Annotated in this window: 10 protein-coding genes; 9 read left to right on the top strand and 1 reads right to left on the bottom strand. The window is 71.3% G+C overall.

What is annotated here, in order from left to right:
- The first annotated feature begins 28 nt into the window (after positions 1–28).
- From ABZX37_RS03030 to ABZX37_RS03000, 7 genes are all read left to right on the top strand, one after another.
- A complete protein-coding gene (locus ABZX37_RS03030) occupies positions 29–1,684 on the top strand; it encodes a hypothetical protein (RefSeq protein ID WP_354735401.1) in 1,656 nt (551 codons plus the stop codon).
- A 23-nt stretch (positions 1,685–1,707) separates the two neighbouring features.
- Complete coding sequence (locus tag ABZX37_RS03025) at positions 1,708–2,106, top strand: DUF6389 family protein (RefSeq protein WP_354735399.1); 399 nt, start codon at positions 1,708–1,710, stop codon at positions 2,104–2,106.
- A complete protein-coding gene (locus tag ABZX37_RS03020) occupies positions 2,103–2,525 on the top strand; it encodes a hypothetical protein (protein ID WP_354735397.1) in 423 nt (140 codons plus the stop codon). Before ABZX37_RS03025 ends, ABZX37_RS03020 begins: the two co-directional genes overlap by 4 nt.
- The gene (locus tag ABZX37_RS03015; protein ID WP_354735395.1) at positions 2,522–3,205 is read left to right on the top strand and encodes a hypothetical protein; all 684 of its coding nucleotides are present in this window, start codon (positions 2,522–2,524) and stop codon (positions 3,203–3,205) included. Before ABZX37_RS03020 ends, ABZX37_RS03015 begins: the two co-directional genes overlap by 4 nt.
- A gap of 591 nt (positions 3,206–3,796) precedes the next feature.
- Entirely contained in the window at positions 3,797–4,048 is a 252-nt protein-coding gene (locus tag ABZX37_RS03010; protein WP_354735393.1) for a hypothetical protein, read from the top strand.
- 35 nt (positions 4,049–4,083) lie between these two features.
- A complete protein-coding gene (locus ABZX37_RS03005) occupies positions 4,084–4,806 on the top strand; it encodes an ABC transporter ATP-binding protein (protein WP_354735627.1) in 723 nt (240 codons plus the stop codon).
- 3 nt (positions 4,807–4,809) lie between these two features.
- A complete protein-coding gene (locus tag ABZX37_RS03000; protein WP_354735391.1) occupies positions 4,810–7,341 on the top strand; it encodes an FtsX-like permease family protein in 2,532 nt (843 codons plus the stop codon).
- Here the strand turns inward: ABZX37_RS03000 and ABZX37_RS02995 are convergent.
- On the bottom strand, positions 7,338–8,027 hold the full coding sequence (locus ABZX37_RS02995) for a response regulator transcription factor (protein WP_354735389.1): 690 nt from the start codon (positions 8,025–8,027) through the stop codon (positions 7,338–7,340). The genes ABZX37_RS03000 and ABZX37_RS02995 overlap by 4 nt on opposite strands.
- Before the next feature lie 332 nt (positions 8,028–8,359).
- Between ABZX37_RS02995 and ABZX37_RS02990 the strand changes: the two genes are divergently transcribed.
- A complete protein-coding gene (locus tag ABZX37_RS02990) occupies positions 8,360–9,697 on the top strand; it encodes a serine hydrolase domain-containing protein (protein ID WP_354735387.1) in 1,338 nt (445 codons plus the stop codon).
- A complete protein-coding gene (locus ABZX37_RS02985) occupies positions 9,694–22,227 on the top strand; it encodes an amino acid adenylation domain-containing protein (protein ID WP_354735385.1) in 12,534 nt (4,177 codons plus the stop codon). Before ABZX37_RS02990 ends, ABZX37_RS02985 begins: the two co-directional genes overlap by 4 nt.
- Positions 22,228–22,245 lie beyond the last annotated feature (18 nt).

Below are 22,245 nucleotides of genomic sequence, written 5' to 3'. Positions count from 1 at the left end.
TCGAACGAATCCCGAGGATGGGAAACGCATGTCGGCAGAAAATGATGTCCGGCTCGAGGATTCCGATGCTTCCGTGCGCGATGCGCGCCGCCGGGTGCGGTGTCCGCTGCTGACCGTGGCCGGCGTTGTCCTGCTGGGCTTGTACTCCTGGTGGCTCGGCCCGGTCGCGCTCGTGGCGCCGTGGGACAATTTCATCCTGCTGGACGGCGGTTACCGGATCGCGCAGGGACAGGTTCCCGGCACCGATTTTTCGAATGCCATCGGCCCGTTGGTCTATGTGCTCACTTCGCTCGGCATTCAGCTGCAAGCGGTTCCCTCGCTTGCCGCAGTCGGGTACGGCTGTTTGCTGTTTCTTCCGGTCGCGGCGGTGCTCGCCGGATATGTTTCCCATCGGCGGTTGCCCGGCGGGTACGCGACAGGATTCACCGTCTTCATGGCATTGCTGGTCATTTCCGTCCGGCCGCCGGGCTACTCGCCGGGCACGACCACGTACGCGATGCTCTACAACAAGTTCGGCTGGCTGCTCTACTCCACTCTCCTGCTCGCAGTGCTGATCCGTCCGCGCACGCGTCGGCCGCTGGCCGACGGCGCTGTCCTCGGCCTTGTGCTCGGACTGCTCGCCTACGACAAGGTGAGCTTCTTCCTGCTGGGCGTGGTCGCCGTCGTCTTCGGACTGTTCCTGCGGACCCTCGCCGCGCGGGAGATGCCTGGCCTGGTCGCCGGTTTCGGGCTGGTCGTGGTGGTGTTCTGGCTGGGTTTCGGGATCAGTCCGATCGGCTACGCGAGCGACGTCGCGACGGCGTTCGCCGCGCAGGGAAGCGGGAAACGGCTGAGCATGCTGCTGCACGCCGTCGCGTACAACGCTCCGGTCGGCGCGCTCGCCTTGCTCGTCGTGGCCGGGCTTTTCTTCCTCGCCCGACGGCGCGGAGAACCGGCTCGGCCGTGGCGGCTGCTCCTGATCACGCTGTTCGTGCTCGGTTCGAGTGTCGTGATCTCCGCCGCCAACAGCCCGGAGAAGTCCGACCTCGCCGCACTCGTCGTCATCCCGCTCGTGCTCGTGGCGGCTCTGAAACCGGAGCTGCCGCGCTGGACCGGAGGGGACGGCCAACGCCGGATTCCGGCGCCGTTGCTCGCTGGGCTCGTTCTGCTGCTCATCGTGACGACCGCGCCGATCGCCGGGAAGGACGCACTGGCACTCGGCATCAGCGCGACGCGCCGGCACCTCGTCGAAGCGCCCCCGCAGGCGCAGCGGATCACCAGCCCGCACCTCGGCGACTTCGTCATCCCGCCGGACGCGACCTGGCAGACCGCGTACCGCAGCGCTTCCGACGTGCCAGCGATGCTCGACGACGGCCTGGCGTTGCTGCGACGCCACATTCGGCCCGGAGATCGCGTCGCCAGCATGTCCTTGGCCAACCCGTTCGCCTTCGCGCTCGACCTGGCCCCGGTGACCGGCGGCCCGCTCTGGTGGGACCTGGAGATCAGCTTCGACGAGCGCACGCACCCGCCGGCGGACCAGGTTTTCGGGGACGCGCGGTGGGTCATGGTGCCCAAGCTGCGGGCCGGGCAGGGCTGCTGCCAGGACACCGTCGAGACGCTGAACCGCATCTACGGCGGCTACCTGGCACAGCACTTCCGGATGGCCGAGTCCACAGCGGACTGGACGCTTCTGGCCCGCTCCTGACCTCCGGCGATAAGCTCGCTCTCGTGGACACGGGTGACTACCGGGCCGCGGTGACCGGGATCCTCGGCACCGCGTCGCAGGAAACTTCCGCCAGGCTGGAGCGGTTCTGGAGTGAGGCGCGCGCCGAGGGCGTCGTGATCGACGTCTTCGTGGACCAGGACGGCGAAGGCCCGTTCGACGTCTGGGCCCGGTTCGAAGGAGCCGACGCGTTCGCTCTCGACCGCCGGTTCGACGAGGATCGGCACCTTTTCGGGGTGGTGTGGGACGAAGACGGCTGGATGCCCGCGGTTCCGCCGCGTCCGCGCGGGTGGACGCGCGACGATCTCGAAGCGGCCGTCGTCGAGGTCGTCACGGAGTGGATCACGCCGCTGATTCCCGCTGGCGCGCCCGAGGGCTTCTGGCGGATCGGAACCTTCGCGTGAGCGCCCTGCTTCCGGGCCGCCTGTCCTTCCGGACTGTCTACGGCGGACCGGCGATCCCGCTCGACGTGATCTCCGAACTGACCCGGATCCGCGCCGCACTCGGTCGGCTCGAATGGCAGTTCGACTTCGACCTGTTCGTGACCGTCGGCGGCGACCTCACTGTCGTCACCGAGCCGACCGGACTGCGTCGGCCCCGGGTGATGCTCGCCAAGCGCACCGTGAGCGGAGAGCTTCGCTTCAACAGCGAGGAAGTGCTGCGGACGACGGATCCGGCCGCGCTGCTGCGCCCGGCCGTGCGTGCCGCGCTCGACGAACTCGTCACACGCGTAGCGGCGCGCGTTCCCGACTTCGACGCGGAATCCGAGCGAGCCCGGTTCGCCTTCCTTCGGGACACCGCCTCAGATGCGGCGCCATCATGACGCGCCCGGACATCGTGACCTACGACGGCCTCCCGGCGGCGTCGGGAGGCGCGCACGCCCTGCGCAGCCGCAAGCCCTCGGCGGCCCACTTGAAGGTGCGCGCGTTCCTCGACGCCTGCACGGAGCCCGCTGCCGCACCCGCCCTGACGTTCCAGCTGTGGGCAGGCGGACCCGCCGAGCGCACCCAACGCTGGCAGGAAATCGCCACCGATCTGCTCGGCGGCCCGAAACGAACCGAGCGCACGCACCGGGAATGGGGCGTCCGGGATGACAGCGCGTTCGCTGTCCTCAATGCACTCGACGCTGCCGAGCCGGAGGACGTCACGCAATACAGCCGATCCCTCGCCTGCCTGGTGCTGAACCTCCCCGTGCGCCTCGTCGACGCTGGCACCCGCGAACCGTACGCCGGAGTGTCCACTGAGGACATCGGCGGATTCGCGGTCGACGGATACGGCCGGACGCTCGGCGCCTCCGGCGTACGGGCGACGATCGGGTCCGCGTCCTCCTCGCTGTCGCTGTGGCTCTCGTTCCCGGGCGACGAACGGCTGGCCGCGGCGGCCGCGCAGGTGCGGGAGCAAGCCCCGGTCCGCCTCTCGGCCAAGCACTGGCGCCGATGGACGGTACGCCGCGACGGCAACGGGTACCGGTCGGTCAAGATTCCTTCGCCGGTCGTCCGGTGAGATCCTGGAGGAATAGCACAGGGGCGTGATCGGCACCTCGCCGCAGAATCCTGGTGCACAGCCCGTCGAAGCGGGTGACCGACGGCGAGAACGGCCCGCCGCTGACCGGGACCGACCAGCGGGATCGCGGCGGCGGTCGGACTGGCCGCGGGGACCACGGCTGCGCTGGCTCGACCGGCACGCCCGGGAGCGTGGGGTGACCTCGGCATGCTGACCGCAGGTGGGCAGCAGGACTGCCGTGATCACGTGACCACCGCCGGGACATTCCGGCAAGGGCTCTCAGCGCGGAAAGCGGTCGATCCTGGTATCAGGCGATTGGCTGCTGCGCCGGGACTCCGGCCGCCCGCTGGCCAAAAGCTTGAAGCTGAAGGCGGAGTTCGCCGCCTGCGCGCTGGCCGCCCGCAAACCACGACGACTGGCGGCCGACAGCCCTGGAAGCCGCCGCAATTCGCCGTCGCCTCGGCCGAGTTCCGGAGTTCGGGGGTACAGCTTGATGAACCCCAAGAGGTCAGCTGCCTTGATCGTTGCGCGCCCGCGCGATTCGTACGCTCGGTGACAAGAGGGCGTCCACCTGATCGAGGAGTGGGAACGTTGAAGGATCCGTACCGGTTCGACGATGGTGTCACGAGAAAGCACACGACGCCGGATAACCGGTCCGTGCGCCAGTCCGGCGGCGGCAGCGTCGCGTTGCGGGCAGGGTTGTGGCTGCTGCTGGTGCTCAGCGCGGCGGGGAACGCGGTCGCTTCGCTCGGCAGCATGGACACGCTGATCAGGCTGGCGTTCGGCGTGGTGACCGTGTTGTGCATCATCGGGCTGATCGTGCACCACGTGCGGCACCGGTGAGGGGCAGCCGCCGGGCCGAAGCCTTGCGGGAGCGGATGAGCGTGCCCGCGGTGCTGCTGGAGAGCGTGACCAAGGAGTACCGGGGCGGCGTCCGTGCGCTCGACGAAGTGTCGCTCGCGGTCGAACGAGGCGTGTTCATCGCGATCATGGGCCCTTCCGGGTCGGGCAAGAGCACTCTGATGCACTGCGCCGCCGGCCTGGCCACGCCCACCTCCGGCAAGGTGCTGATCGGGGGCAAGGAGATCAGCGCGCTCAACGAGACCCGGCGGACTCAGTGGCGTCGTGACCACGTCGGTTTCGTGTTCCAGGGGTACAACCTGGTGCCGTCGCTCACGGTCGCGGACAACGTCACCCTGCCGTTGCGGCTCGCCCGGCGCGCGGTCGATCGCGCATGGGTGGGGGCGCTGGTCGAGCGCGTGGGGATGCGCGGCAGGCTGGGGTCCCGGCCGTCGGAGCTGTCGGGCGGCCAGCAACAGCGGGTCGCGATCGTCCGCGCCCTGGCGACGAATCCGGACGTGGTCTTCGCCGACGAGCCGACCGGGGCGCTCGACCTGCGCACCTCGGTACAGGTGCTCGATCTGCTCCGCGATCTGGTGGACCAGTTCGGGCAGACCGTGGTGATGGTCACCCACGATCCGGACGCGGCGGCGCGGGCGCACCAGACGCTGGTGATGGTCGACGGGCGCATCGTCGACACCTTGCGAGCGCCGACGAGCGAGCAGCTGGCCAGCCGGCTGACTTCGTTGCAGAAAGGCTGACCTGTGCTGCGTGTGGCAATGCGGATGGCGCGTCGCCGCCTTGGAGCCCTCTTCGCGGTGCTGTGCGCCGTCCTCGGCGGCGCGGCGCTGGTCGCCGCGACCGCGGTGCTGGCCGATTCCGGTTGGCGCTCGCACGTTTCGGCGCCCCGCCTCGCCGGGGCGGACGTGGTGATTTCGGCGGCCCAAACGGTGTCGCAGGATCAGGATCTCCCGGTGGCGCTGCCGGAGCGCGCGGTGGTCCCGGGCGCTCTGGCCAGTCGCTTCGCGGGCATTCCGGGCGTCGCCAAGGCGGTCGGCGACGTCTCCTTCCCCGCGGTCGCGCTGGACGGCGGGCGGGTGGTGCCGGACGGCGACGCGGCTGTCGCGGGGCACGGCTGGTCTTCGGTCGCGCTCATCGGCACCCCCGCCGTCCGGGGGGTCCCGCCTGCCGGTCCGGAGGAAGTCGCCCTCGACGCGGCCACGGCGGCGGCGCTGAGGGTCGAGCCGGGCGGGCAGGCGAACCTCGTGGTGGCGGGCAAACCCGGGGCGTACCGGGTGACGGCGGTGATCGACGCGAAGGCCGGCTCCCTTTTCTTCGCCGACCCGGTGGCGAAGGCGCTCGCCGGCCGCGCGGACGGGCCGCGCCGGGACACCGTGGACCTCGTCGGGCTGCGCGCCGAACCCGGCGCGGCGGGCGCGGTGGCCGCCGAGGCCAAGAAACTGGCCGCACCGCAAGGACTTGAGGTGTCGACCGGCGCCGAGATCGGGGACGTCGTGTCGCCCTCGTCGTCGGCCGCGCGATTCCTGCTGTTCGTGATCGCGGGCTCACTGGCCGGCATCACCCTGCTCGTCGTCGGTTTCATCGTCGCGGGTGCGCTTTCGGTGGCTGTCTCCGGGCAACGCCGCGAACTCGCGTTGCTGCGCGCGGTGGGCGCGACGCCACGTCAGATCCGGCGGCTCGCCGCGTCGCAGGCCACGGTGATCGCGTTGCTGGGCCTGGCTCCGGGCGTGGTGCTCGGCTATTCGCTGGCGGGGCAGTTCCGGAACCTGCTCGTCACGCTCGGGGTGCTGCCGGACGCACTGCCGCTGACCACCGGCCCGCTGCCCGCGGCCGCCGCGGTGCTGCTGCTGTTCCTCGTGATCCAGGTGGCCGCGAGACTCGGTGCATGGCGCACCTCGAAAATGCCCGCCACCGAAGCGGTCGCCGAGTCCGGCAGCGAGCCCGCCACGCTGTCGGCGGGTCGCATCGGCACCGGTGCGCTGTTGATCGCGGCCGCGACGGTCTTGTCCATCACCCCGTTGCTGATCAAGAACCAGGCCGGTGCCACGGGCACGTCGCTGGCGGGCATCGTCGCCGCGATCGGGCTCGCGCTGGCCGGTCCGGCGATGGTCCAGTTCGTCAGCGGCGCGCTGGCGAGATGGCTGCCCGCCCAGGCCTCCCCGGCCACCTGGCTGGCGGTGGCCAACAGTCACGGCTACGCCCTGCGCGTGGCGGGCGCGGTGTCCACATTGGCCATGGTCATCCTTTTCACACTGACGTACACGATGACCCAGACGACCGTGATGGCGGCCGGAGACAAGGAGATCGACGCGGGGCTTCGGGCGCAGGTGGCGGTGGGGGCGCCCGCGCTGGGCGGGTTGCCCGACGGCACCCTCGCGAAAGTCGCTGCGACACAAGGGGTCGAGGCGGCTTCCCCAGTCAGCAGCACCACGGTGCTGTGGCCCCATCTGTATGAAGGCAGGCATCGCGCCACTTCGCAGGCCGCGCTGGTGCTCGCGCCGTCCGCGTCCGCGGTGCTCGATCTGGGCGTCGAGTCCGGCGACTTCCGCGGCCTTACCGGATCCGCGGTGGCGGTCAGCGCCGACGCCGCCGAGTCGATGGACACCGCCGTCGGCCGCGACCTCGACCTGATACTCGGCGATGGCGCCAGGGTGAAGGCCCGGGTCGTGGCGGTCTACAGTCGTGGCCTCGGCTTCGGGCCGATGGCGATCTCGCGCGAGCTGGCCGCCGGGCACACCAGCGGACTGGACAGCGCGGTTCTGGCGCGTACCGACGGCAGCCAGGCCGCGGCGGATCGATTGGCCGCCTTGTCGCGCGAGCCGGGGCTGGTGGTGAGCAAGAACCCGAAGGACGGCCTGGGGAACGTCGGCGGCGCGCCGCCCGCGGTGTGGGTCAACCTCGCCGCACTCGCGGTGCTGCTGTCCTACATCCTGCTGGGAGTGGCCAACAAGCTCGTGGCGAGCACGTCCCGGCGACGCGAAGAGCTGGCAGCGCTGAGGCTGATCGGCACCACTCCGGCGCAGATCCGCGCCATGATCCGCCGGGAGGGCGCGCTGATCAGCGCGATGGCGATAGGCACGGGTTTCGTGCTGTCCGCGATCCCGCTCGCGATACTGGGGGTCGGTTTCCTCGGCAGGCCGTGGCCGTCCGGCCCGGTCTGGCTGCTGCCCGCGGCCCTGCTGGGCGTTGTGGCGATCGCCTTCCTCGCCACCGAACTGCCGGCCCGCAGGGTGCTGCGCACCCCGCCGGAGGAAGTGCTCGCGAGCCGCGACTAGCCCGGTGCCTGCTGGCCGCCGTCCTTTCCGGTCGCGCCGGCGTTTCCGAGATAGGTGAGCACCGCCAGGACGCGGCGGTGCAGGTTCCCGCCGTCGGGCGGCAGCCCGAACTTGTCGAAGACACCGCGGATGTGTTTGCTGACCGCCCGTTCGGTGATGGTGAGCCGCTCGGCGATGGCGTTGTTGGTCAGCCCCTGCGCCATCAGCTCGAGGACCTCGTGTTCGCGCGGCGTCAGGTTCTCCAGCGGGCGCGAAGCCGCTTTCTGGCTAAGGATCTGGGTGACGACTTCCGGATCGAGGGCCGTGCCGCCGCTGGAAATGCGGTCCAACGCCTCCAGGAAATGCTCGACCCGGCCGACCCGGTCCTTGAGGAGATAGCCGATTCCCCTCGCTCCGTGTGCCAGCAACTGCGTGGCATAGGTCTGTTCCACGTACTGCGAGAGAACCAGGATCGGCAGCTCGGGGAATTCGCACCGGGCTTCGACCGCGGCGCGCAGCCCTTCGTCGCGGAACGTCGGCGGGAGGCGCACGTCCAGCACGGCCGCGTCCGGCCGGTGCTTCCGCAGTGCGGCAAGCACTTCCGGCCCCGCCGCGCACGAGGCCACGACTTCGTGCCCGTTGTTCGTCAGGAGGAGGACGATGCCTTCTCTCAGGAGCGCGTTGTCCTCTGCGATCACGATTCGCAAGACGCTTTCCACCCTCGGGCCGGGTCATGCCTGACAGTTTGCCGCCACCCTATTGCATCGTCGGCGTGCCCTGTGGCAGGTTTCGGTCATCTCCCTCGAACGGACGCCCTTCCGCGGCGGCCCGCGCGCCGGCGCACGGCTGATCTGCGTGTTCTATACATCGCTTAATAGCGTAGTGGCACCGCCTCTCCCTGCTGAAGAATCTTATTCGGCGATCGGTCATCCGGCCGCAGCGCGCTCGTCGCCGGCGGTGTGCTGACCGCGGCCTGGGGAGAGGGGTCCTGTCGTTGTTGGGGGTATGGGCGGACGACCGGCGCCGAGATTTCGCCGGAATGCTCGAAATGGACCGGCTTGCTCGCGAATGCGCGGTGGTCGGCGGACAATTGGCCGTGTTCCACGACGGCGCCTCGGCATGCTGGGAATTCGGCGAGGAGGAATTCGGTTCCGGACGCCCGGTCGGCCCAGGTTCCGCGTTCGCCTACGGGTCGGTCACCAAGGTCTTCACCGCTGCGCTCGCCTGGCGCCTGGCCGCCGAGGGCGACCTCGGCCTCGACCGTCCGGTCCGGTCGTGGCTGGCCTCGACCGTCCGGTCCGCGGGCCATCCCGCTCTGTCGGTCACGCTCCGCGAGCTGCTCTCGCACACCGGAGGATTGCCGTCCGACCACGACGCGCCCGCGCGGTCGCTGCGCGAGTGGCTGGACGGATTCCTTGCCTCGCACCCCGTTCCGGGCACAGCGCCGTGGCCGGAACGGGGCGCGTTCTCGTATTCCAACGTCGGCTACGCGCTCGCCGGACGGGTGATCGAGGCGGCGACCGGGCTGCCGTGGGGCGAGGCGATGCGGTATTGCCTGCTCGATCCGCTGGGCGGCCGGGCCGGCCTGCTTCCGGGGACGTCCGCCGCCGAACCGGGCCTGCGCGCGTTCGGGCACAGCGTGCGGGCCGCCGGCCGGTCCCGGTCGATCGAGTGCGCCGCCGACCCCGGGTCCGGTCCTGCGGGCGGTCTGGCGGGAAGCGCGCGCGACTTGGTCCGGCTCGGCCTGCTGTGCCTGGAAGGCAGGCAGCCGCCGGCCGGGCTGACCTCGCTCGCCGGGATGACGTGCCCGGTTCCCGGGGCCGAACCTTTCGGCCTCGCCGACGGCTGGGGCCTCGGGCTCGCGGCTTACGGTCCGCCCGGTCACCGGTGGGCCGGGCACGACGGCGCTCTCGACGGCGCCACCTGTCATCTGCGCATCGATCCCCGCCACGGCACAGCGGTCGCGCTGGTCGCCAATTCGTCGACCGGACAGGCGCTCTGGGACGAGGTGGTCGGCGAACTCGCCCGCGCCGGAATCCCCGTCGGCGCGCACCGTCCTCCGCTGCCGCCCGCCGGTTCCGCGCGGAGCTTCGCCGAATGCGCCGGGGTCTACCGCAACGGCGATCTCGCGGTGGTCGTGGAAGCGGGCGAATCCGGAGTGGCGATCAGGCTGCCCAATGGTGTTCGCGAGCCGGTCGAACCACGCGAGAATCTGACGTTCTCGGTTCGGCGAAAAGGCTCCCCGGTGTTTCTCGGAAGATTTGTGGCAAATGCGGATTCCGGGCGGATCCAGGCATTGCAGTACAGCGGCCGCACCTTGCTGCCGGAAAACGTGCCGGTCAGTTCTCTTTCGACAGCTGGAGGGGTCTCGACGTGACATCGCTCAGCAATTCCTTCGCGGACGCCCGCGAACGCACGCTGCACGGCCTGTTCGAGGCGCAGGCGGCGCGCCGTCCCGGACATCCGGCGGTGGACTGCGGCGGCGTCGTGCTCACCTACGGCGAGATGGACCGGCGCGCCAACCGGCTGGCCCGCCGGCTCGCGGCGCTCGGCGCCGGACCGGACACCCCGGTGGGGGTGTGCGCCGAGCGCGGTCCGGACCTGTTCGTCGGCATGCTCGGAGTGCTCAAAGCCGGCGGCGCGTACGTGCCGCTGGAGCCCGGGCACCCGCTGCCCCGGCTGAAGACGATGATCGGCGAGGCCGGCGTCCGGCTGCTGGTGCGGGACGGCAGCGGTCCCGAAGGCCTTGCCGCGACCGGCGGAACGGTGCCGGTGGGGACCGCGGGGGACGCGGAGCCGCCGGACGTCGCGCTGGGGCTGGACAATCTGGCTTACGTCCTGTTCACCTCGGGCAGCACCGGCACCCCCAAGGGTGTGGCCGTTTCCCACCGGGGCGTGGCGAATCTGGCCGCGGCGCACGCCGAGGCCCTCGCGATCGACGAGGACAGCAGGGTGCTGCAGTTCGCGGCGCCGGGTTTCGACGTGTCTGTCGCCGACGTCGCGCAGGCCTGGTTCACCGGAGCCACGCTGGTGGTGCCCGCCAGTCCGGCGCAACTGGTCGGCGAGGCTGTCGCGGAGCTGCTCGGCGGCGCCGGGATCACGCATCTCCTGATCCCGCCGTCGGTGCTGGCCACTGTGCCGGTGCGCGACCTGCCCGGGCTGCGGGGATTGGCTGTCGGCGGTGAACCGTGCCCGCCGGAGCTGGTCGCGCGCTGGGCCCCTTCCCGGCGCATGTTCAACGCCTACGGCCCGACCGAAGCCACGGTGACTGTGCTGCTGAACGGCCCGCTGGACCCGGAGGCCGGGACGGAGCCGGACCTGGGCCGGGCGATCGACAACGTGCGGGTCGCCGCGCTCGACGGCCGCCTCCGGCCCGTCGGCGAGGGCTCGGTCGGCGAGCTTTATCTTTCCGGGCCGGCACTTGCCCGCGGCTACGCCGGGCGGCCCGCGCTGACCGCCGAGCGGTTCGTCGCCGACCCGGAGGAGCGCGGCGCGCGCATGTATCGCACGGGCGATCTGGTGCGGCGGCTGAGGGGCGGGGCGTACGAATATGTCGGACGCACCGACCACCAGGTCAAGGTGCGCGGCCAGCGGGTGGAGACCGGCGAGATCGAGGCCGCGCTCGCCGCGCATCCTCAGGTCGTTCAGGCCGTGGTCACGCTTTCGGGAGCGGAGGGGCGCGAGCGGCTGGTCGCCTACTGCGTACCCGGCGGGGACGCCCCTGACCCGGCAGAGCTGCGCGACCACCTGACCGGGCTCCTGCCCCGGCACATGGTTCCGGCAGCGTACCTGGTGTTGCCGCGATTCCCGCTGACGCGCAACGGAAAGGTCGATCGGGCGGCGCTTCCCGAGCCGGCCCCGGCCGCCGCGCCCGGGACGGCGCGTCCGCGTACCGAGCAGGAGGCCGCGCTCGCCCGGATCTGGGCCGAGGTGCTGGGTCTCGACCGGATCGGTGTCGACGACGACTTCTTCGCACTGGGCGGCGACTCCGTTTCCGGGTTGCGGATGGCTTTCGAGGTAGAGCGCGGCCTGCGGATCCGGCCGGGGCAGTCGGCCCTGTTCGACCATCCGACAGTGACGGGCTACGCGCGGCACCTGACGGAGCTCGCCATGACGGCGGAAGAGCTCGTGCCGATCCGGCCGGTGGCGCGGAACGGGCCGCTGCCGGCGTCCTCGGCGCAGCGGCGGCTGTGGTTCCTCCATTCGCTCGAGCCCTCGGGCGCCGCGTACAACTGTGCCACGGGATTCCGCTTCACCGGCGAACTGGACATCGAAGCGCTCGGCGCCGCGCTGACCGGAGTGGTTTCCCGGCACGAGCCGCTGCGCACCGCCTTCGCCGAGCAGGACGGCCGGCTCACGCAGGTGATCGGGCCGGTGGCGCCGCTCCGCCCGCGCGTCGTGGATCTCCGCGCCCGGCCGGCGGATCTCGAGGCGGAGCTGTCCGCGGAAACGTCGGCCCCTTTCGATCTGCGCACCGGTCCGGTGCTGCGCGCGCTGGTGGCCCGGATCGGGCCCCGCGAGCACATCTTCGTGCTGACCGCTCACCACATCGCGGCCGACGGCTGGTCGATGCATGTGATCGCGCGGGAACTGGGCGTCCTGTACGCGTCCGCGAAGGACGGGACGATCGACGCGGCGGGCCTTCCCGAGCCGGCACTGCAGTACGCGGATGTCGCCGCGTGGCAGGAAAACCGGTTCACCGGACCCGTGGCGGACGAACACCTCGAGTATTGGCGCCACCGGCTCGACGGGGTCGCCCCGGTGGATCTGCCCACCGATCGCAAGCGTCCCGCGGTGCGCACCTCGGCAGGCGACCGGTGCCTGTTCGCTGTGCCGGCCGGCGTGGTCGAGCGGCTGACCGAGCTCGGCCACCGGCTCGGCGCCACTTTGTTCGTGCCGCTCGCCGCTGCCGTCCAGGTGCTGCTGTCCCGCTGGTCCGGGCAGGCCGACATCGCGATAGGCACGGTCGAGGCGGGGCGGAACCGGGCGGAGCTGGCCGATCTGGTCGGATTCTTCGCCAACACCGTCGTGCTGCGCTCCGAGGTGGACGAGTCGGTTGCCTTCGCCGAGTTCGCCGCTGCCTGCCGCGAGACGGTGCGGGAGGCGGTCGCCCACGACCGGGTGCCGTTCGAGCGCGTGGTGGACGCCGTGCTGCCCGAGCGCGATCCGAGCCGCAACCCGCTCATCCAGGTGATGCTGGCGCTGCAGAACACCCCGTCCGGTCCGCCGCGGCTGCCCGGAGTCGAGACAGGGCCGGTGTCCCTGCCGCGGCGGGCCGCGCTGTTCGACCTGACGCTCGAGTTCTGGCCGGACGGCGCCGGGCTCATCGGTTCGGTCGAGTACAGCACCGACGTGTTCGGCGAGCCGACAGCACGGCGGTTCGCGACGCATCTCGCCGCTCTGCTCGGCGCGCTCGCCGAGACGCCGGACCGGCCGATGGCGCAGGTGGCTCCACTGTCCGAAGAGGACGTTCAGGCGCTGGTCGCCGAGCGGAACGACACCGGCCGCGGCCTCGTGCCGCGAACGATTCCGGAGTTGTTCGGCGCGCGGGTCTCGGCCGCGCCCGATGCCGTGGCCGTTACCGGCGCGGGCATCCGGCTGAGCTACGCCGAACTGGACGCGCGGGCCAACCAGCTCGCTCGCCACCTGCGCTCCCTCGGCGTGCGTTCCGGCGACCGGGTCGGCCTCTGCCTGGACCGCAGTGCCGAGCTGATCGTCGCGCTGCTGGGAATCCTGAAGGCGGGTGCGGCATACGTGCCGATCGACCCGGCGTATCCGGCCGCTCGCCGGGAGCACCTGATGCGCGACGCCGGTCTCGCGCTGATGGTGACAGACCGGCGGGCTCGCGCCGACGACGGTCTCGAATGCGTCCTCGTCGACGCGCACCGGGCCGCGATCGCGGCGAACGACACCGCGCCGGCCGACGCGGTCATCACCCCGGATTCCGTGGCGTACCTCAGTTATACGTCGGGGTCGACCGGTACGCCCAAGGCGGTCATGACCCCGCACCGGGCGGTCCACCGGGTCGTGTGCGAGACCACTGGCTACGAGCTCACCGCGGACGATGTCGTCGCACAACTCGCGTCGGTGTCCTTCGACGCCGCGACTTTCGAGATCTGGGGTGCGCTGCTCAACGGAGGCACGCTCGCCGTCGCTCCGCCTGGCGCGCTTGACGCTCCTGAACTCGGTGCGTTCCTCTCGAGCCACGGTGTCACCACGCTCTGGCTCACCGCAGGGATGTTCCACGAGATGGTCGACGCGGACCTCACAGTCCTCGGCGGACTGAAATATCTGCTCGCCGGCGGCGACGTGCTGTCGGCGAAGCACTGCCGGGAGGTGCTGATCGGGCTGCCGGGCGTCACCCTGATCAACGGATACGGGCCGACCGAGACCACGACCTTCGCCACCGTCTGCCGGGTGCGGCCGGAGCACCTCGCCGACGGCGCAGTGCCGATCGGCTCCCCGATCGCGGACACCGGGGTGTACGTCCTGGACCGGTGGCTGCGGCCGGTGCCGCCGGGCGCCGCGGGCGAGCTGTACATCGCGGGGGAAGGCCTGGCGAACGGGTACGTGAACCTGCCGGGCATGACCGCGTGCCGGTTCGTGGCCGATCCGTTCCGGGGCATCGGGGCCAGGATGTACCGCACCGGCGACCGCACGCGCTGGCGCCCCGACGGGCAGCTGGAGTTCCTCGGCCGCACGGACGACCAGGTGAAGATCCGCGGTTTCCGCGTCGAACCCGGCGAGGTCCAGTCTGTGCTGGCCGAGCATCCGGGGGTGGCGCGAGCGCTGGTGCTCGCGCGGGGCCGCGGGCTGGCCGCCTACGTCGTGCCGAGGGCGGGCGCCAGCCTGGACGCCGCTTCGCTGCGGGAGCACGTGGCGGGCATCGTGCCGGAATACCTGGTTCCCAGCGGATTCCTTGTTCTGGACACGCTGCCGCTGACTGCCGGCGGAAAGATCGACCGGGCGGCGCTGCCCGAGATCGCGGTGCGCGGAGCGCGGTACGCCGCACCGGACACCCGGGCCGAGCGGACGCTGGCCGGGATCTGGGCCGGTGTGCTCGGCCTGGACCGGGTCGGAGCCGAGGACAATTTCTTCGATCTCGGCGGCGATTCGATCCTCAGCATCCAGGTGGTCTCCCGAGCGCGCCGGGCCGGGATCGTCCTCTCGTCGGAGGACATCTTCGTCCGGCAGACCGTCCGGGCGCTGGCCGCGGCGGTGGAACAGCGGCGATCGGCCCCGCCGGCGGCGGCCGCGGCGCCGGCGGGGACGCTGCCGCTGGGCCCGTTGCAGACCGGAATGCTTTTCCACGCGCTGGCTTCGCCGGGGTCCTATGTGGAGCAGTTGACGTTCGTGGCCGGCGGGGTGGCCGACGCGGAGTTGCTGGCCTCGTCGTGGCGGCACGTCTTCGGTGAGGTGGAGGCGTTGCGGGCGGGGGTGGTGTGGCAGGGAGTGCCGGAGCCGGTGCAGGTGCTGCATGCCGGGGTGGTTTTCCCGGTCGCGGTCGAGGATTGGCGTGGTGTGCCCGGTGATGTGCAGGAGGGGCGCTGGGGCGCGTTGGTGGCTGGGGATCGGGAGCGGGGGCTTGCGCTGGATGAGGTTCCGTTGGCGCGGTTGAGTTTGGCGGTTGTCGGCGGTGGCCGGGTTCGGGTGTTGTTCACGTTTCATCACGTTTTGCTGGACGGGTGGAGTGTGGCTCGGGTGTTGTCGTTGGTGTTCGCTGATTACGCGGCTCGCCGGGACGGTCGGGAAGTGCCGGCGGTTTCGGGTGGTCGCGGGTTGGCGGTGCAGGCGAAGTGGTTGCGGGGGCGGGATGTTCCCGCGGCGGAGGAGTTCTGGAAGTCCGAACTGGCCGGGGCGATCCCCACTGCCGTGCCGCGCGACCGGCCGTCCGCAGGGCGTTCGTCCGCGCGCCTGGGAGCGAAGCTCCCGGCGGAGTTGTCGGGTCGGCTCTCTGGTTTCGCGCGGCGGCATCGGTTGACGGTGAACTCTGTTGTGCAGGGTTTGTGGGCGTTGTTGTTGTGGAGTCGGGCGGGGCAGGACGATGTCGTGTTCGGTGCGACGACGTCGGGGCGTTCGGCGGATCTGCCGGGCGTGGAGGACATGATCGGGGTGTTCATCAACACCCTGCCCGTCCGCGTGCGGATGGACCCCGGGACGCCGGTCGTCGACTGGCTGGCCGGCCTCCAGACCAGTCAGCTGCGGGCGCGTCGGCACGACTGTCTGCCGCTGACGCGAGTCCAGGCGCTCAGCGGGCTGCCCGCCGACCGGCCGTTGTTCGACACGATCGTCGTGTTCGAGAACTACCCGATCGACCTCCGCGCGGTGGAAAGACTCGGGGTGCGCCTGCGGGACGTTTCCGCCTTCGAAGACACCAACTACCCGCTCAACCTGCTCGCCTACGACGGCGAGGAGCTCGAGCTGATCATGGCCTACGACCCCGGGGCGTACGACCGGTCCACCGTGCGGTCGATGCTGAGCCAGCTGGTGCTGCATGCCGCCGCGGTCGCCGACGGCGACCGGTTGACGCTGGGCGGGCTCGACCTGGTGGACGGAGAACAGCGCCGCCGCGTACTCGAGGAGTGGGGCCGGGCGGACCGGGAGATCCGGCCGCGGACGATGGCGCAGCTTTTCCAGGCACAGCTCGCCCGCACCCCGGACTTGCGCGCGGTGGTCGACGGTGATCGCGAGCTGACTTACGCCCGGCTGCACGCGCGGGCGGCGCGGCTGGCGCATCATCTCCTCGCGCAGGGGGTGCGTCCGGGCGACCGTGTCGGCGTCGCGTTCGGCCGCAGCGCCGAATGGCTCGTCGCCATGCAGGCCGTCTTCCACGCGGGTGCCGTGTACGTCCCGCTGGACCCGGAATACCCGGCGGACCGGCTGGCTCACATGATCGCCGACAGCGGACCGGCGGTGATCCTGACCGGGCACGCGCACCGGGCGGGCATCGGGGCAGCGCGCCGCCCGGTGCTCGAGATCGACACGCTGGACTTGGACGGGCCGCCGGTCGCCTTCCCCGACGTCGCCGTCGATCCGCGGCAGCCGGCGTACATCGTCTACACGTCGGGCTCGACCGGGCGTCCCAAGGGCGTCGAGGTGACGCACAGCGGAATGGCGGCGTTGTGCACCGTCTACTCGGACCGGATGGACGTGCGTCCGGGCGAGACGATCCTGCAGTCGATCTCGCCGAGCTTCGACGCGTCGGTGTTCGAGGTGTTGTCGGCACTCGCCACGGGCGGCACGCTCGTCCTGGCTCCGCCCGGAGCCAGCTCGGCCGAGCAGTTGCTGGACCTGCTGGTACGGCACGAGATCAAGCACGCGGCGATCCTGCCCGCCCTGCTGGGCACCCTGCCCGAAGCCGAACTGCCGCACCTGCGCACGCTGGTGGTCGGGGCCGAACCGGTGAGCGGTGCGCTGGCGGCCCGCTGGGCGGCCGGGCGCGCGATGATCAACTTCTACGGTCCCACGGAGACCAGCATCGCGGTCACCGCGAGCGACCCGCTCGACCCCGGCGCCGCCGAGGACCCGCCGATCGGCAGGCCGCTCGACAACGTCCGCCTCGCCGTGGTCGACCGCTTCCTGCGGCCGTTGCCGCAGGGCGTCGTCGGCGAGCTGTACGTCGCCGGGAGCGGCGTGGCACAGGGATACGTGAACCGGCCGGGGGAGACCGCGGAGCGGTTCGTGGCCGACCCCTTCGGCCCGCCCGGTTCCCGGATGTACCGGACCGGCGACCTCGCCAGGTGGGACGCGGACGGTCAGCTGAGGTTCGCGGGACGCGCGGACGCGCAGGTGAAAGTGCGCGGGCACCGCGTCGAGCCCGGCGAGATCGAGGCCGCGCTGCTCCGCCACCCGGCAGTGGGCCAAGCGGCGGTCGTGGTGCGCGACGGCCGTCGTCTCGTCGGCTACGTGTCGCCCGCGGCCGGGAACCGTGCCGCGGACCTGGAGCCCGCGCGGCTGCGGGAATTCCTCGCCGGCTCCGTGCCCGGACACCTGATTCCCGCCGGGTTCGCGGTGCTGGACACGTTGCCGCTGACCTTGAACGGGAAGGTGGACCGGGCATCGTTGCCGGACGCCGCGCCCCGGGACCCGGCGACGGCCGGCTACACCGCGCCGCGGACGCCGGCGGAAGAGACGCTCGCCGAGATCTGGGCCGAGGTCCTCGACGTGGCGAGGGTCGGAGCCGAGGACAATTTCTTCGACCTCGGCGGGGATTCCATCCTCAGCATCCAGGTGGTGTCGCGGGCGAAAGCCGCCGGGATCGAGCTCACCCCGAAGGACGTCTTCGACCGGCAGACCGTTGCCGCGCTCGCCGCCGGCCTGGACGCCGGGTCGCGGAAAACCGCCGCGGCAGAGCACCCGCCGGTGTCCGGGCCGGTTGTGCTGACGCCCGTCCAGCGATGGTTCCTCCGGAATCACCGGGTGGCGCCGCACCACTTCGCCATGGCGATGCGGCTGGCTGTCGAGTCCGATGTGGACGAGACGGCGCTCGCCGCGGCGGTGACCGTGCTCGCCGGGCAGCACGATGCGCTCCGCACGCGGTACGAGCGCACGGGGTCCGGCTGGCGGCAGCACGTTCTCGCCGAGGACGACACGGTCCGGCTCGAGGTGCGCGATCTGTCCGAACTGGAGGGAACGGCGCGCGAAACCGCGCTGCGGGAAGCCACCGGCGAGGTGCAGGAAGGGTTCGACCTCGCGGTCGGCCCGCTCGTCCGGTTCGTGCTGTTCCGCCTGGGCGGGGAAGACCCGCAACTGCTGGCGGCGGCTCACCATCTGGTGATGGACGGGGTGTCGTGGCGGGTGCTCCTGGAAGACCTCGCCGCGGCGTACCGGCTGGCCCTCGCCGGCGATCCGGTGCGACTCGGCGGGAAGACCACATCGTTTCAGGACTGGGCCGCCCGGCTGCGCGCCCACGTGGAGTCCGGGGGCTTCGACGACGAACTTCCGTACTGGTCCGCCGTCGGCGCCGGGCTGCCGACCGCGCTGCCGGTCGAGGGAGAGGCTGTCTATCCGGAGCGGCTCGTCGTGACGTCGGCCGAGCTGCCGGTGGAACAGACCCGTGCGCTGCTGCGCGCCGCGCCGGCGGTCCACCGCGTCCGGGCGCACGAGGTGCTGCTCGCGATCCTCGGCCGAGTGGTGGGCGATTGGACCGGGTGGGACCAGGTCGTGGTGGACGTCGAAGGCCACGGCCGCGAGGAGATCTTCGACGGCGTCGACCTGTCCCGCACGGTCGGCTGGTTCACCACGATCTACCCGGTGGCGGTCGACGCAGGGGCCGGATCGGATTGGGGCGCGGTGATGCGGTCTGTCAAGGAGAAGCTGCGCGCGGTTCCCGCGCGCGGGATCGGGCACGGCGCGCTGGCCTGTTTCGGCGATCCGGACTCGCCGGCCGGGGATCTCGGCCGGACCGTGCGACCCGAGATCAGCTTCAACTACCTCGGCCAGTTCGACGGCGTGGTCGGCGGCAGCGGCCTGTACCGCGCGCTGCTGCCGTCCCTCGGCGGCGAGCACAGCCCGCTTGATCGCAAGGCGCACCGGATCGACGTGGTGAGCAGAGTGGTCGGCGGCAGGCTTCTGGTCGAATGGGGCTGGCAGGCGGGAGCTTTCTCCGGCGAGACGATGACCGAGCTGGCCGCCCGGTTCGTCGCCGAGCTGGAAGACTTCCTCGCGTACTGCGAGAACCCGGCGGCGGGCGGCAGCTCCCCGTCGGACTTCCCGCTGGCGACGCTCGACCAGGCCGCGGTCGACCGGATCGCGGGTTCCGGGAAGGTCGCCGACATCCTCCCGCTCGGGCCGATGCAGGCGGGCATGCTTTTCCACGCGCTGGCTTCGCCGGGGTCCTATGTGGAGCAGTTGACGTTCGTGGCCGGCGGGGTGGCGGACGCGGAGTTGCTGGCGGTGTCGTGGCGGCACGTCTTCGGTGAGGTGGAGGCGTTGCGGGCGGGGGTGGTGTGGGAGGGCGTCCCGGAGCCGGTGCAGGTGCTGCATGCCGAGGTGGCGCTTCCGGTCGCGGTCGAGGATTGGCGTGGTGTGCCCGGTGATGTGCAGGAGGGGCGCTGGGGCGCGTTGGTGGCTGGGGATCGGGAGCGGGGGCTTGCGCTGGATGAGGTTCCGTTGGCGCGGTTGAGTTTGGCGGTTGTCGGCGGTGGCCGGGTTCGGGTGTTGTTCACGTTTCATCACGTTTTGCTGGACGGGTGGAGTGTGGCTCGGGTGTTGTCGTTGGTGTTCGCTGATTACGCGGCTCGCCGGGACGGTCGGGAAGTGCCGGCGGTTTCGGGTGGTCGCGGGTTGGCGGTGCAGGCGAAGTGGTTGCGGGGGCGGGATGTTCCCGCGGCGGAGGAGTTCTGGAAGTCCGAACTGGCCGGTTTCGCCGTGCCGGTCGAGGTGCCGGGCGACCGCTTGGCGCGCCGTCCGGACCAGGCGAGTTCGTCGGCAAGGGTCAGCGTTCGGCTGCCCGCCGAATTGTCGGGTCGGCTCTCTGGTTTCGCGCGGCGGCATCGGTTGACGGTGAACTCTGTTGTGCAGGGTTTGTGGGCGTTGTTGTTGTGGAGTAGGGCGGGGCAGGACGACGTCGTGTTCGGTGCGACGACGTCGGGGCGTTCGGCTGATCTGCCGGGCGTGGAGGACATGATCGGGGTGTTCATCAACACCCTGCCCGTCCGCGCGCGGATGGACCCGTCGCTGGGCGTGGCCGAGTGGCTGGCGGAACTGCAGGCGGGCCAGGTGCGGGCGCGCCGGTACGACTGTCTGCCGCTGACCCGGATCCAGGCGCTCAGCGGGCTGCCCGCCGGCCGGCCGTTGTTCGACACGATCGTCGTGTTCGCCAACTACCCGATCGACGTCGACCGGGCCGCCTCGTCCGGCCTCATTGTCGAGGAGGTCAAAGCGGTCGAGGCGACCAACTATTCGCTCAACCTCGCCGCGTACGTCAGCGACACCCTGGAATTCCAGCTCCTCTACGACCCCGGGGTGTTCGACCGGAGCACCGTCGAAGGCATGCGCGACCAATTGCTCTTGCACGCCGAGGCGGTCGCGTCCGCCACTGCCGGGAAACTGTCCGATGTGGACACTGTCACGGCCGCGCAGCGCGAGCGGTTGCTGCGGGAATGGGGCCGCGGCGCGCCGGCGGGAGACGGGACCACGCTCACCGAGCTGTTCTCGGCGCGGGTGGCAGAGCGGCCCGATGCCACCGCGGTCGTGTTCGCCGGGGACCGGATGAGCTATGCGGAACTGGACGTCCGGGCCAACCGGCTGGCGCACCGCCTCGTCGGGCTCGGGGTGCGGCCGGACGCACGGGTCGGACTGTGTCTCGGCCGCGGCATGGAGTTCTTCGTCTCGCTGCTGGCCGTGCTCAAGGCGGGCGGGGCCTACGTCCCGCTCGACCCGGAGTACCCGGCGGAACGGCTGGCGCTGATGATCGCGGAGTCGGGAGCCGGGCTGGTGCTCGCCGACGAGCACGGGGCCGCTGTCCTGGAAGGGACGGCCGCGACGGTGGTGTGCCTCGCCGCCGAGCGCGAAGCGGTCGCAGCGCAACCGGAGCATGCGCCCGCGGTCGCCATCCGTCCTGACAACCTCGCGCACGTTCTTTTCACTTCGGGTTCGACCGGGCGCCCGAAGGGCGTCGCGCTGCCGCACCGCGGGCTGTACCGGGTTGCCGCCGACCCGAAGCTGGCGGTGACCGCCGACGATGTGGTCGGCCAGCTGGCAAGCGTCTCGTTCGACGCGAGTTCGCTGGAGATCTGGACCGCGTGGCCGAACGGCGCCGCGCTCGCCGTGCTCCCCGCCCGGGCGGTGTCCACGCAGGAACTCGGCGAATTCCTGCGCGCCGGCAAAGTGACCTCGGTCTGCATCACGACCGGGCTCTTGCACGAAACGATCGACAGCGACGTTTCGGTGCTGTCCGATCTGCGGTTGATCATGACCGGCGGCGAGGCGCTTTCCCCGTCGCACGCGGCGAAACTCGTCGAGCGGCTGCCGCACGTGCGGTTGATCAACGGCTACGGCCCGACCGAGGGCACGGTGTACAGCTCCCTGTACACCGTCAACGGCAACTACTCGGGCGCCGGGCCGGTGCCGATCGGCACGCCCATCGGAGGAACCAGGGCCTATGTGCTGGACTCCGCGCTGCGGCTGGCTCCGCCCGGAGCGGCGGGCGAGCTGTATCTGGCGGGCGACGGCGTCGGGCGCGGCTACGTCAACCGCCCCGGGTTCACCGCGGAACGGTTCACAGCCGATCCGTTCGGCCCGCCCGGCGCGCGGATGTACCGCACCGGCGACGTGGTCAGGTGGCTGCCGGGCGGCGACCTCGATTTCGTGTCCCGCACCGACTTCCAGGTCAAGATCCGCGGGCAGCGGGTCGAACTCGGCGAGATCGAAGCGGGCCTCGCGGCCCACCCCGGCGTGGCGCGGGCACTGGTGACAACGAGGGAGGATCACGGGGGCGGCAGGCGCGTGGTGGCTTACGCGGTCGCGAACGCGGCCGCTCCGAGGCCGGACCAGGCGGTGCTGAAGGAGTTCCTCGGGGCACGGCTGCCGGGTTACCTGGTACCGGCCGCGATCGTCGTGCTGGACGCTTTCCCGTTGAACCGGAACGGGAAAGTCGACCGGAACGCGCTGCCGGATCCTGCCTCCGCGACGAACGGGGCCGGCGAGGCGGTCGCACCGCGGACCCCGGCGGAGGAGCTGCTCCTCGGGATCTGGGCCGAGGTGCTGGAGACGTCCGCCGGGGTCGAGGACAACTTCTTCGAAGCAGGCGGGGACTCGATCCGCGGCATGCGAGTGATGTCGCGGATCCGGGAGACGTTCGGCGTCGACGTGCCGCTGCGGACCCTCTTCGAGTTCCCGACGGTGGCCGGGGTCGCGGCCCGGGTGGAGGCCGAGGTGCTGGCGGAGCTGGAGCAGGACGGGTGAACGGGCCGGACGGGAAGG

This window comes from Amycolatopsis sp. NPDC004079, assembly GCF_040610415.1.
Classification (GTDB): Bacteria; Actinomycetota; Actinomycetes; order Mycobacteriales; family Pseudonocardiaceae; genus Amycolatopsis; species Amycolatopsis halotolerans.
This window is presented reverse-complemented; position numbering and strand designations above follow the sequence as displayed.

Bases quoted from the DNA above. Each gene is read 5' to 3' on its own strand.
- ABZX37_RS03030 (WP_354735401.1), top strand. From the start codon at position 29: ATGTCGGCAGAAAATGATGTCCGGCTCGAGGATTCCGATGCTTCCGTG.
- ABZX37_RS03015 (WP_354735395.1), top strand. From the start codon at position 2,522: ATGACGCGCCCGGACATCGTGACCTACGACGGCCTCCCGGCGGCGTCG.
- ABZX37_RS03005 (WP_354735627.1), top strand. From the start codon at position 4,084: ATGAGCGTGCCCGCGGTGCTGCTGGAGAGCGTGACCAAGGAGTACCGG.
- ABZX37_RS02990 (WP_354735387.1), top strand. From the start codon at position 8,360: ATGCTCGAAATGGACCGGCTTGCTCGCGAATGCGCGGTGGTCGGCGGA.